A 13,061-nucleotide genomic window follows, 5' to 3' on the forward strand; every position below is an offset into this window, starting at 1 on the left:
TTATTTCAACTTTCTCCGAATGGCGTTCAGCTTGGTTGTCAACTGCTTGTAGAACTGGTACGCATCCTCGCCGTTCGCCAGCTCGATTTTTTCGTATTCCAGCCGCTCGCGCGCATCCAGGAACGCGGCGTACAGCTCATCCAGCTTCGCCAGGAGCGGAGCGACATCCTCTGTCGCCGTCATCTCGGCGGCGCGGCGGGCCGATTTGCGCAGCAGCGTGCCGCGGTGCTTCTCATCCAGGCCGCGGAAATGCTCATATACCTCGTATTCGACATAATCCCGGCTCTTCATCAGATTGGCGAACGGCTCCCAGGCTTCCTCTTCCTCATCGCGGTCATAGACGTAAAGCGCGCCTTTTTTGCAGATCGTTCCGGTGTACAGCGCTTCAATGAATTGATCCTGCCACTTCTCCTCATCCTGATGCTGATTGAGGATCTGCTCGAATTCCGCCACCTTCGCCTCGATCGCTTCATACTTGGCCAACTCCTCGCGCAGACGCGCGATCAGCTCAGGCGAACGGATCAGATTCTCCTTCGCCAGACCCTCGTTGATGCTGCCGAAAATATCTTTGGTCTCCACCGGCTCGAGCCCTTCTTCCAGCAGCCGCTTCAGATCCAGGTAAGCGCGCTTCACTTCCCCCAGATTCGGCTTCGCGGCCTGCAGCTGCAGATCGTAGCCTTTGAGCATGTCGTCGAGGTTGAACGGCTTCGTGAAGACCACCGCATAGCGGTTGCTCGTATTCTCGTCCATCCCCTTCTCGATGACGGTCTTGTAACGCGCGCCCCGCTCGAATTCGGCCCGGACGCGGGCGTTGTAGTTCCGCACCCGTTCGTTCCGGTACGTATCTCCCCACGCTTGCTCCGGAATCGGGGAAGGAAGATAAGTCCAGTTCGCCTTGTCGGTCTGCACGAGATGGCGGCCGATGCCCTCCTTGTCGAGAATCGTGCGCTCGTAGCTCTCCTCGTAGACCTTGAGCGGCGTATAGACGAACAGAGGCACCCCGTTATGCGTATTCAGCCAGAAGATGCGGTTCTTCACCTCGCTCTCCTTGACGGTGAAGTTCGACTTGCCGACGGCGTTGTTCTGATAATTGCGGATCCCTTTGAGAATGCTCGGCGCCTTGACGGGCACCGAGACGAAGCCCCAGCGCGGAAAATGCAAATTGCCCGAGCTGTTGCTCAGATGGAACACCGGAACCGCCTCGTCGTCCAGCTTGCTCGCGATCTGGCGCTCGACGAACTTGTCGATCGACTCGTCGTTGCCGAACTTCATGACGAGGAATTCCTCCATCGATTGCGTAATCAGATCGCCGAACTTGTCCGACAGGAAATCCGAGATCGAGCTGACGATATCGAGCTCCTGCTCCTTGATCCACTGGTTCGAGTGATTCAGCAGCTCCAGCGAGAAGTCGCGGATCAGGTCGTCGACCTCCTTCTGATCCATGATGTTGCTGATGACTTTCGAGATGTCCGGGACGCTGACAATATTCCAGTAATAGGTCCGGTTCCCTTTATGGTCGGCCTGCTCCTCGCCGTTGATTAGAATGTCGCCGTTCTTCTCGAAGATCGAGTTGAGCGCGTTCAATATTTCCGTAAATACGCTATAAATTCGGTTGTTCTCCTGGTTCAGCAGCTGATACAGATCCTCGTAGAACTCGATCATCTGCTCGGTGCGCTCCACATCGGCATGCAGCCAATATTCCTGGATTTTGGCTTCGATGTACATATTTTTCTTTTTGTCCTTGGAAATAAAGGCGCTCTTCGCATCGCCGAGACGCTCGTTCGCCTGCTCCTGCGCCGCTTCGATGTCGCGCGGAATATGATGCAGGTTCTCGCGCAGCGTCTCGATGTAGGAGAGCAGCATTTTCAGCAGGCAGAAGCCCTTCTCCGTGTAGATCAGACGGGACACGTAGAACGGCCCCTGCTCCGGATGAAGGAACATCCGCCGGATCTGATCGGTGAAGCTGCCGACGATCTCGCCGGGAAGCTGCTTCTTCGCCTTGATGTATTCCTCGCGCGCCCGCGCCAGGAACGTCTGCTCCAGCTCCGTATCCATATTGACGACTTGCATTTTGATGACATTGTTATAACTCAGTCGCTCACTGTTCTCGTAGCCCGGCAGCGGCTCGGGCACGCGCGATTCGAACGTCTTCACCATCGTGTCGAGATCGACCCCCAGCTTGCGGGCGAACTTCTCGACCTCCTCCTGGCTCGGCGCCTTCTGGAACATCTTCTCCATCTTCTGGAACAGGCGGTATCCGAGATAGGTCGTCATCTCTTCGATCGGCAGGACGGCCGAAGAAGCGCCGATGATGTTGTATTCGTAATTGGCCGGATAGGCCCGGTTCATCTGGGCGATATTCGTGCGGATGTTGCTGATGTAATCGTGAATCGCGAATTCCTCGCCCGACTGCTTTTCCTCGCTCGCCATGAAGTTCGTGATGTTCTCCGCCGTCACGTTCATGCAGTAGTCGTAGGCATTCTCCAGCAGCTTCCCTTCCGTGTTCGTCGCCGAGATCAGATGACACAGATTGAACGGCGGCAGGGGTGAATTGACCGCCAAAATATTGCCGTACTTCTGCCGGAAGCGCTCGCCGCGGCTGTCGACGTTCATCCAGTAATCGAGCTCCTTGAGCGCGGCGTATCCGTTCTTCTTGATATATTCGCGCGTATGCTCGCTCAGGCTCTTGTTCGACAGGTTCACGTCCGGCGTGAACAGATAGCCGAGCGTATTGACGCGGTCGATGCCCGCCGAGCCGTAATCCCGCTCGATAATGCCCCGCACGATGTAGGCGATGTCCAGGAAGCAGCCGCTTCCGGTTCCGCCGGACAAGCCGGACAGCAGAAATACCATCAGCTTCTTGTTCGTGCCGACGGACAGCGTCTTCATCTTCTTGTCAATCGCCTGCACGACCTGATTGATCTTGGTGAACAGCAGCAGGCGTCCCGCCTGGCGCACGCCGGCGGCGCCGTTCATCCCGTCGGTGATGCTCAGCTCGGGAGACAGCCACTCCGTAATGTATGGCTCCAGGATGCTGCGGTTCTGCAGCAGTCCGCCGATCTCGGCGTTCGACAGCAGCACGAATTCATTGAGCGGATCGAGCCCGATGCCGCGGTATTTTTTGTTGCGATCCTGTTCATTCGTCTCGAAGGCCAGGAACTCCACATTGTCCGGCTTCTCGCGCTTCTTCTTCGAGATCGGATCCTCCGGCAGCTTGAAGCGGCGGTTGATCTGGTACTTCAAGCGCAGCAGCGCGTCGATGCCGGTCCCTCCCAAGCCGATAATCAGGATCGGATTGTCGATTGTGTCGACGCGGATCTTATCGCTGACGATGCCTCCGCCCAGCGATACGTCCAATTGCTGAATATGTTCTCTGACGATTGGTTTCATAAATGGATGTTCCTCCCTATCAATTCGAGTTCAAAAACGGGCGTGCGGAACGGGTCTATACAATGTATTCAATCCAGACCGTTTTATCAACCTGCTGCAGCGGCACCGTAATCCGATCGCCGCTCTTCAGCTCCAGCCCTCGGCTCGCATCGACGGCGCGGCCCGATTTCTCCACCGTTCCGGCCGAGCCGTTCTTGAGCAGGATGCGGTCGTTCTTGCCCGGCATAAAGACCATCTTCTCGGTTTCCTTGAACTCGGGCGCCAGCTGCAGCAGCTGATGGAGCGTAAATTTGCCCCTGAAGGCAGTCAGCTTTTTATATTGCGGGTAGGTCTTCTCTCCCGTATTCTCGTCGCGAATCTCGATAACCATCTGCCCGACGAAGCCGCGGTTCGCCTTCTTCCATGCCGCGAGCAGGAATCCGGCGGCCAGAGCGGCGGCAATCAGCCCAATGGCCGCGTAGACGATCCACATCGGGAACGGCTTGTCCGCATCGCCTTCGCCTGCCCCCGCCTGAGCGGACGCTCCGGCACCCGCCGGCTTGGCGCTTATCTTGACCGGCTCCGTCTCCCGGTAGAAGCTCTTCTCCTCGGCTCTTACTTTGATCTCGTAATCATGCTTGTCCTTCACCTCGAAATCCCCTTCGAAGCGGTCGCCCGCCTGAAGGAGGGGCAGTTCGGCCGTATCGCCGGTGTCGAGGTCCTTGACATTCAGCACGGCGCTCATGTTCCGGTACAGCGCATCGTTCTGCAGCGGCTGGCCATTGCTGGTCAAATAGGCGCCGATTTTGATTATGTCGCCTTTTTTATATGTTTTCGCCGGAATCGGGTCCATCGTCAGCTCCAGATCGTAGTTGAAGACGAGGTTAATATCGATCTTGTCCTTGTCCGCCCCCTTGACCTGCAGCTTCCAGTCCCCCTGGCCCGGTTGAAGCAGCTTCAGGAGCGAATAGCTCTTCGAACGGGACAGCTGGATATCATCCGAAGGAATCGCGACCTCCTTGCCGGACGGGTCATACAGCTTTAATTCGACCGGCTTCGAGGACATGATGGAAATATTGGCCTCCATGACGTTCGCGTTCGGCACGTTCACCGTCACGTCCTGATAGCTCCCGTTCCCGGTGATCGACTGGATCGGAACGATTTTGAGCTTTTGGTGGCTGGCGAAAATTTCGCTCAATATTTGCGGCAGATCGTCCGCGGATGAGGTGACGAACGATTTGCCGTTCGTCTGTTTCGACAATTCCGCCAAGGCTTCTTTATTGAGCTGGCCGTCGGCGTTCAGCCCGATCGTATAGATCGGGATGCCCTTTTGCTTCGCTTCTTCGACCGCCGCGTTCAGCTCTTGATCCGACTCCTCCTGCGTGCGGCCGCCGTTCTTGTTCAAATAGTTGTTGCCGTCGGCCAGCAGCACGATCATCGGTTCATGCGCCGGGTCGGCTCCCTGCTGCAGCACCTTGACGGCTTCCTTCACCCCGACCGCAATGTCGGTATAGGCCCCGCGGTTCAATTGGTCGATGAACTGCTTCAGATCCTCCTTGTCCGTTTGGGACCGGATCTCCAGCAGCGCTTTCTCGCGTTCGATTCTATCGGTATAAGCGACAATGCCGACTTTGTCTCCCGAGGAAGACAGCATATCGACGAACATCTTCATCGCTTCGTTGCCGATCTTGTCTTTATCGCTCGTATCCATCGAATTGCTCACATCGATGACAAGCATGGCATCGATCTTCGAAGCCGCCTGGGCAGCCTGCGCCGCGGGCATCTCCCCGATCCAGGGCAGCAAGCCGAATGCCAGAGTGAACAACATCATGTAAGCAGCTAGTTTTCTCCGAAGCATAGTTGTACTCCTTTATCATAAAATGATAGGTTAATGGCAGGCACACAAGCGCCACAGAAGACGGCACTATATTGTTATACCTTATAGTTCTTAAGATTAGATGAAAATTTTCTGAATTTCCTTTGCTCCCCGCCGCGATATTGTCTAAAATGACAATCTATTTACTGATTCTACCACCAATCTGTCATTATGATATAATCAGTGACTGTAAAGTTCAACCTCATTCGACACAATGCAATAGGGACAAAGTCATCGGAATGAAGGATATCGTTGTCGAATCTTGTCTAATCTCTAGGCGATACAAGCTCATGCCGCCTTGGCAGCTTGCTTGCTCCGGGTTGCGGAGCATATCCCGTTGCTCTAGTAACTTAGTTTGCAATTAAAGGAAGGGACTCTCTATGTTAGCATACGGTTGCATCGCAGTTTTGTTTCTGTTTGTCGCCAGCCAGGCCGTCCTCTATTGGGTTCGGCGGAAGTCGACGCCTTCGGCGGCGGATCTAGACGCCCGGCTTGTCTCGATAGTGAACGGCGAGAGCGTGAGAACGCCATGAAAAAAATACCTGTCTATTTCAGACCGTACCGCAAGCCGAAGCAGCTGTATCATCTCGTGCATCGATGCGCTTCGTGCCAGGCCTTCACCGTGCTGGAGGAACAAGTCTGCCCTGTCTGCGGCAAGACCTCGCTGCGCCCAATCGAACGGCACGCGGCCTCGCGGGTGAGACGATCGATGCAGACGAAGCGGCTGTTCGCCCTGCTGCTCGGGCTCGTCGGCATCCTGCTCAGCGACACCTTCGGACAGATGGCGCTCTGCGCCGCGGCGTCCATCCTCTTGATCGGCCTCCTCTGGTTCGTTCAGCGGAAGGCGATGCCCGCCGAAGCCAGCCGCGAGCTGGGCCAGCTGCTGCAGCGCGAGGAGGAGCGGCTTGCCCAGGACATCTACCGCGACTGGGAGCATGCCTTCTCCCATTGGGATGAAGACAAGCAGCTCACCTACGAGCTGCTGCGCGAGCTGAGGCCGCTGATCCGCAACGATACGATTCGGCTGCAGCAGTTGGCGCTCCTTCATTACTTCGCGCTGCGCAAAGATATGGAGCTGGAGCTGGAGCCGCTTCTGCTGCAGCAATATGATCCGCTGCTGGCCGATTACATCGGCGAGATCGCCAAAATCAAGCGCGATCTGATTAAGGACCGCACGTTCCGGTACGTCATTCATTACGAGCCGGAAATACTCGGCCTGGAGAACGGCCAGGACATACTGGCCGGCGTGGCCGGCGCGGCCGTGCGCATGAAGCGGTACGTGCTCGCCTATCCCGGATTGGTCCGGCGCTATGCCCGCCGTCTGCCGAAGGAGCGCTTGCTCCGGCTGCACCGGATGATCCGGCAGCACCCGCATGAGAATTGGGACCGCGTCGCCGACGAGGTGAACCGGATTGTGCGCGAGACCTACGAATGGGATCCTGACTTTCAGGACTCGGCCGGGAGAGGCTGATGGATATGACGATCCGAGACGTCCTGAACCCGCGGAATTTGATGATCTTGTTATGCGCCGTCGCGGTGGTAATGATTGGATTCAAGGGGATTCATATTATTGAAAAAATCGATGCCGTCAAGGAAGCGGACCGGCTGTATGCCGCTCATGATCTCGTCGCCGCGGAAGAAGCGTACCGTCAAGCCCAAGACAATCGCTCGATTCGGTATGAAGAAGACAAGCTTGCCGAGCGGCTGCGCGAGTTGGCGCCGATTACCGGGATGAAGCGCCAGCTGAACGAGGTGATGTCGGAGGCGGACGCCGCGGCGGCATCGTTTCGCTTTGAGGCGTTCCTGAAAATACATAGCCGATACCAGCAATTGCGTTCGGCTTATTTGAAGGCGGGCGGCTCATATGCCGCTGAGTTCAAGGAGATGCTGGCCGCCATGCGGGCCGCAGACCGGATGAAGGAGCATTTCGGCCGGTTCAAGGCTCGTTTCGAGGCAGAGCTGGAGGACGGCAAGCGGGAAGGCGGAGGAGACGAATCGTTCAAGGCGAATCTGCTCGCCATTCCGGCCTCGCTCTTCGGCGGGGCTGACGAGAAAGCCGGGCACTTGACGCGCCTGTTCCGCTCCTATGACGAAGCCAAGCTGGCCCGCCTGGCCGGCCAGGGAGAGTTCCGGCTAATGCTGGACGAGGTTCTGGCCATGCGTGAAGCGTACCGGAAGCTTGGCATCGAGGCCGCATGGCTGCAGAGCAAGTCGGAGGAGCTTGCCGAGGCGATGCTGCGGAAGGATGTCGAGCAGAACAATGCGAAGGCGTTCGCCCTTCACGCTTCCGCCATTGCGGCCTATGTGGACGCTTCCGGCATCCCTTCGCGGCTAAGCGGCTACCTGGAGCGCGAGATGGAGAACTGGGTGCGGAAGGCGGACCGCCATGTGGCGGCCGGGGAGTACGAAGCGGCGATCGGCCTCTATGAGGCGCTGTCCGGCTTCCGCGACACGTCCGCGAACGTCGAGGCCGTCCGCCTCGCCTGGGCTGCGGCGGATCCGTCCCTCCTGCTGCCGGATGGGGACTATCCGCTCGTAAGCGGCGGCCGGGACCGGTTCGGCGCCAAAGTGTACGCGCTCGCGCTCGATTCGAAGCGGCGCGTCTACTATGCGGCTTGGGACGGCCATGCGCGACCGACGGTGCTGCGCAGCCAGCCGCTTCCGACCGGAAACGCCGTGCGGAGCCTGACCGTCGAGGAACGGTTGAGCAGCAGCGATCAGCCTGTCCTGCTCGTCGAAGCCGATTCACATTCCCGCGCAGCCTTGTACATCGCCTATACCGCCGCGAATAACCAGCTCCAGCCGTTGTTCGCGTTCGAGGCGGACGGCTACGAGGCCGGAGGCGGAGCGACCTTGATCGTACGTAACCCGACCGTAGCGGGAGCCGAGGGCAGAGCGGCCACCTACGAGCGTCAAGGCGACAGCTACCAATTTGCGGGAGTTATTCCAGGTTCGGATTATATCGATATCCGCGTGGAGCAGCTGCCGGAGCATCCGCGCGAGAAGGTCCGCTTCACCTGCGAGATCACCGCTGTCAGCGAAATAGGAGCTTACGCCCGTATGGAAGACCGCTATATTCTGCTGAAGGGCGATTTCTCCTTCGAGGAAGGCCCGGTTACGGTCATTGGCGCCTATTATTACTATACGAACTTAGATATCGGCAGCGAGGACGAGACCGCTCCGGTCTTCATGGTCGAAGCTGTCGAATAGCGGGGTCATGACCGGGGCCTTTCCCCGCTTCCCTACGCCTGCTTGGGAACCGGGCAGGAGGGGGCTCCTCGCCCCTTCCCGCTCCCATCAACGTACATGCCATTCCTTACCGTTCGATGCCGTTCGATTACACGGTACCAAATTCGTCCCTGTTCAGGCTGGACAGCATATGTCAGCCGGACGGGACTTCTGCCTTGATTGGCCGAAGGCGCGCCGTGAAATGCCGCAATATCGGCGGTTCATACGTGAATTCCAATCCCTTCAACGTGCTTGCCCGGTCCTTGATTGCAATCAGGGCATCCGCAATGACATCCATATGGTTGTTCGTATAGACGCGTCGCGGAATCGTCAAGCGCAGCAATTCAAGCTTGCTCTCCAACTGCTCGCCCGTCGCAGCGTCGCGTCCCAGCAGAAAGGAACCGATCTCAACCCCTCGTATCCCCGCTTCAAGATACAACTCATTGGCCAACACTTGAGCCGGGAACTGGGCCGCGGGAATATGCGGCAGCATCTTCTTCGCGTCGACGAATACGGCATGGCCGCCCGTCGGCGTCTGGAATGGGATTCCTCCCTCCTCGAGCCGTCTGCCGAGATATTCGATCTGGCCGATGCGATAGGCAAGATACTGCTCGTCGATGCCCTCGAACAGCCCGCGGGCAAGCGCTTCCATATCGCGGCCGGTCAAGCCTCCGTAAGTCGGAAAGCCCTCCATCGGCACCGTCATCGAACGCGCTTGCGTAAATAACGCTTCATCCTCTTTAAAGGCCAGCAAGCCGCCGATATTGACTAGCCCGTCCTTTTTGGCGCTCATCGTGAACCCTTCGCCATAAGAGAACATCTCACGGACGATATCGATGATTTCTTTATTCTCATAGCCTGGTTCGCGCTTCTTGATAAAGTACGCATTCTCGGCATAACGCGCGGCATCGAAAAAAACGCGAATCCCGTGCCGCTTCGCAATGGAAGACACCTCGCGAATATTTTCCATGGAGACGGGCTGGCCGCCGGCGCTGTTGTTCGTCACGGTAATGAGGATAAATGCGATGTTTTCCGTTCCTTTTTCCGCGATCGCATGGCGCAGCTTATCCGTATCGAAGTTCCCTTTGAACGGATAAGGCGTCGTCGTGTCATAGGCTTGTTCGGTCACGAGATCAACCGCTGTCCCTTCCGCCAGATCGACATGGGCGCGCGTTGTATCGAAATGCCAATTGCTCAGGACATACTGCCCTTTTTGAATAAGCAGCGGAAACAGCACCTTCTCGGCGCCCCGCCCCTGATGCATCGGAATGACATGCTTATAACCTGTAATGTGCTGCACCGTGTCGCACAGATGATAATAATTGAGGCTGCCCGCATACGACTCGTCGCCCAGCATCATGCCCGCCCATTGGTTGTCGCTCATCGCGCTTGTGCCGCTGTCTGTCAACAGATCGATATAGACTTCATCACCGCGCAGCAGAAATGGATTATATCCCGCCCGTTCAAGCGCCTTCTCCCGTTCTTCCCGCGAGATTATGCGCAGCGGCTCCACCATTTTGATTTTAAAAGGCTCTGCGAATCGCGCCATTCCAACACCCCCGTTATTTGTTAAAAGTTTGCAACCCCCAACCTTTAAAGTAATTCCTTGGAGATCCAATATTTTGAAGGCGACTTCATTATACTGGAAAAATATAACGGTTTCAATAAAGGGTTCGGCACGATGCGGGCAATCGCGGCGGAAAATCCTGCCGCAAAGAAAGCCGAACCTCCGGTCAGGAAATTCGGCTTCGTCCGATCAGTCAAGCTCCCGCGCCGGCTGGACCATACTTGATTAAAATCAATCCAGCCCAGCGAGTTAAGCCAGGCGGTATTCCTTCCGCCACTCCGCGGACGGCGCCTCGATTGGCTGCTGATGACTGATGAGCACATGTCCGCCGCTCCCGCCGTATTCCTGCATGGCGGACATATCCTCATGCAGCACCCGGATATCGATGCGGTCCAGGTGGGCCCGGCCGAGAAAATAATCGTCGAACGCTTCCAAACGGCAGTGATATTCATCGGCATGCCGCACCCGGTACGGACCGGTTCCGACCGGAACCGAGAGTCCCGCTCCGTGCTCGCCGCCATAATGATTCTCCGGCACCATGGCTGCTCGGTATAATCATCATTCTCGACCCAGTGGTGGGCGATATGCGGCACGATACATCCCTGCTTTGCGTCATAGCGAACGAGGGTATCGAAAATTTGCCGTACAAGGTGTTCATCAATGGCGTACAGCGCCTCAAGCGGATCTAGCGTCGTAATCGTGCGGAAAACCGGGAATCTCAGCGCATCCCACTTCGTCCCGTTATCGCGCACCTCCTCATAGCCGAACATGCCGGACATCCACTCGGCAACGAACGCCTTCGTCCCGCCGCTCACGCCCGGCAGCTGCAGCAGCTCCATCGCCCCCTTCCAGTTGCCGCGTCCGAGCGCTGCCTTCAGCCCGCTAATCAACAGCTCGTCTGCCGAGGCTAACAGCGCAATGCTGGAGCGTCTGCCCCGACGTCCACGCGATCCAACCCGCTTGCTCCATCTTCTTGATGATGAACCGTACGTTGCGAACCGAGCAATGCAGCAGTTCTGCCAACTCCTCGAGCGTTACCGGTATGCCGTCCCGCTGTCCGCCCTGCGGGAGCATCATGCACAACGTATGATAGTAAATGAGCTGCTGCAAATATTGATATGACGGGACCTCAAAAACCAAGCAACCTTCTCGGTTGAACCCATACCCATAGGGCCATAAAAGAGGAAACCGGCGCCAAAACCGTACCCTTTTTCCCTTTTTTCACACATGATACGTTCGTATTACCAGAAACGTTGAAGATACAAGGGGCGTTGCCAGATGACGATTCACGAATGGTATGTTATGGAAAAACTAAGGGAATTTCGCCGCCAAGAGCCGATGAAGCATCGGCTCCTGACCTGGCCTGCCTGCCTCGCCAGCGCCGCCTCTTCCGTCCGCTTAGCTCCAGCCGCACACATTCTATATTCATTTACCGCATCGCAGCATTCCGGAAAAAAATACGGGCTACTCAGGGGCAGCCTGATTCTTCACCTTCACCGCCTGCAGGCGCGCGAGGATAGCCCGTTTGCGGTACAAATATTGTCCGGTCTCCGCCATATCCTGGATCAAAGAGCGGTTGCTGATGGAGCCGAACACCATGCCGACGACCGGAATCGTCTGGAACAGCTTCTTCCAGCCGAAGCTGTCGGCGAGGGAAGCCATCGTCTCCCGCCAGCCCTGCATCTCCGACAGTCCCGCCCGTTCGCGCTCCGGATTGTCATAATCGGACACATCCTTCAGGATCGCCTGCTTCCCCACGACATCCGAGGTCGTGAACTGCATGCATTTGACGATGAAGACCCGCTCGCGCGGATCATCCGGATCGAAGCCGTAGCAGATGGCGGTCTCCTGCAACACCTTCAAGGCCAAGCCGAGCACGGCCGGGATATCGGCCGCCAGCGTGAACAATCCGCCGAATCCCGTCGTCGCGCCTTGGGCGAACGCCATCTTCTTGTTCGCTTCCATAACATCGGCCGCGACAGCGTCGCAGACGGCAAGCGGCAGCGATTGGGCCAGCGCAGGATCCGGTCCGGCCCGCTTCGCCTGGAGCTTGCTCAGCACATGCTTTTTCTGAACCAAATATTTGCCGCCTGTTTGCAGATATGCTCCCAGTTCATCCAGCAGCTCGGATATTTTGCGCTGGAGCCCCGCAGGCGTGAAGCGCTCGAGCAGGGTGAAGGGCAGGCGGCCGATTTTGTCGAAGAGGGATAGATCCTTCTGCTCCCGCTCCCACTTCTCGATTTCCTGCAGCGCCTGCTCCAGCTCGGCATCGTGTTCCTGATTCCTCATCCACCCGCCTCCCTTATTTGCCGTATCGCCGTGATGCTGTCCTTGCCCCGAATGCGAAGGCAGCCATGCCATCGCGGGAGCTATAGCGGCTTGCCGTAGATCAGTTCCTTCAACGACTGCGCGTCCGCCTTCTCCCGTTCGTCGAGCAGACCGTCGAATTCATAGACGTAAGAGCCGTTATCGGCGATTTTCAGAATAGCCGCCTTCTCTTTCACGAAATGCTCCAGTAAAGCGCGCGCCTTCTGCACGTCGATGCGGGCATCCATCGCCAGTTCGGCTGCCGTCAAGCGCCCGCCCTTCCGGGCAGCGATCGACAACGCCGCATTTTCCAGCTCCGCCAGCTTGCGCTTTCTCTTTCTTTTCCAGGACAAATAGCACAGCCAGCATCCCGCCGCAATCGGCAGAAGGGAGAGCAGCGCCAACAGAGCAAAATCGTTCTCTCCCGAGGACTGTTGCTTCTCTGACGCCAGATAGCCAGCCATCATCACCAAGCCGAACAAGCCGGCGACGATTCCGGCCGCCATGAACAGCGTTTCCGTAATAACCTTGCCGTAACGGGCCGAAGGCACATTCTCTCTCATAAGCAGCCTCTCTCCTAATCGGAACGATTCTTATTCCAATATAGCCGGATCCGCCTCATAAATCCATCGGATATTTTCACTGCGGCGGAACCGCGCGCATCAAGTAAAAAGGCCGTTCCCCTCGTCATGATAGACGGCCGGGGAACAGCCT

Annotated in this window: 10 protein-coding genes; 3 read left to right on the top strand and 7 right to left on the bottom strand. The window is 57.2% G+C overall.

Features of this window, described 5'->3' with window-relative positions:
- Both L6439_RS17130 and L6439_RS17135 read right to left on the bottom strand, forming a co-directional pair.
- Positions 1–3,390, bottom strand: a complete 3,390-nt coding sequence (locus tag L6439_RS17130) for a tubulin-like doman-containing protein (RefSeq protein ID WP_213468166.1) — start codon at positions 3,388–3,390, stop codon at positions 1–3.
- A 55-nt stretch (positions 3,391–3,445) separates the two neighbouring features.
- Positions 3,446–5,227 (bottom strand): VWA domain-containing protein, encoded by a 1,782-nt coding sequence (locus L6439_RS17135; RefSeq protein ID WP_168179421.1) that lies wholly within the window; start codon positions 5,225–5,227, stop codon positions 3,446–3,448.
- A gap of 398 nt (positions 5,228–5,625) precedes the next feature.
- Between L6439_RS17135 and L6439_RS17140 the strand changes: the two genes are divergently transcribed.
- From L6439_RS17140 to L6439_RS17150, 3 genes are read left to right on the top strand one after another with little or no spacing between them, the layout of a single operon-like run.
- Positions 5,626–5,778, top strand: a complete 153-nt coding sequence (locus tag L6439_RS17140; RefSeq protein ID WP_213468165.1) for a hypothetical protein — start codon at positions 5,626–5,628, stop codon at positions 5,776–5,778.
- Entirely contained in the window at positions 5,775–6,716 is a 942-nt protein-coding gene (locus L6439_RS17145; protein ID WP_213468164.1) for a hypothetical protein, read from the top strand. Before L6439_RS17140 ends, L6439_RS17145 begins: the two co-directional genes overlap by 4 nt.
- Positions 6,716–8,455, top strand: a complete 1,740-nt coding sequence (locus L6439_RS17150) for a hypothetical protein (RefSeq protein ID WP_213468163.1) — start codon at positions 6,716–6,718, stop codon at positions 8,453–8,455. The genes L6439_RS17145 and L6439_RS17150 overlap by 1 nt, the downstream gene beginning before the upstream one ends.
- Before the next feature lie 172 nt (positions 8,456–8,627).
- Here the strand turns inward: L6439_RS17150 and L6439_RS17155 are convergent, their stop codons facing one another.
- From L6439_RS17155 to L6439_RS17175, 5 genes are all read right to left on the bottom strand, one after another.
- On the bottom strand, positions 8,628–10,022 hold the full coding sequence (locus L6439_RS17155; protein WP_168179424.1) for a tryptophanase: 1,395 nt from the start codon (positions 10,020–10,022) through the stop codon (positions 8,628–8,630).
- A 44-nt stretch (positions 10,023–10,066) separates the two neighbouring features.
- A complete protein-coding gene (locus L6439_RS29895; RefSeq protein WP_237096512.1) occupies positions 10,067–10,930 on the bottom strand; it encodes a hypothetical protein in 864 nt (287 codons plus the stop codon).
- Positions 10,923–11,180: an SgrR family transcriptional regulator gene (locus L6439_RS17165; protein ID WP_168179426.1), complete on the bottom strand. Its 258-nt coding sequence runs from the start codon at positions 11,178–11,180 to the stop codon at positions 10,923–10,925. Before L6439_RS17165 ends, L6439_RS29895 begins: the two co-directional genes overlap by 8 nt.
- A gap of 324 nt (positions 11,181–11,504) precedes the next feature.
- A complete protein-coding gene (locus L6439_RS17170; RefSeq protein WP_213468162.1) occupies positions 11,505–12,329 on the bottom strand; it encodes an EcsC family protein in 825 nt (274 codons plus the stop codon).
- Positions 12,330–12,409: 80 nt separating this feature from the next.
- The gene (locus L6439_RS17175; protein ID WP_213468161.1) at positions 12,410–12,910 is read right to left on the bottom strand and encodes a hypothetical protein; all 501 of its coding nucleotides are present in this window, start codon (positions 12,908–12,910) and stop codon (positions 12,410–12,412) included.
- Positions 12,911–13,061: the final 151 nt, after the last annotated feature.

The sequence above is a fragment of the Paenibacillus dendritiformis genome (genome assembly GCF_021654795.1).
GTDB lineage: Bacteria > Bacillota > Bacilli > Paenibacillales > Paenibacillaceae > Paenibacillus_B.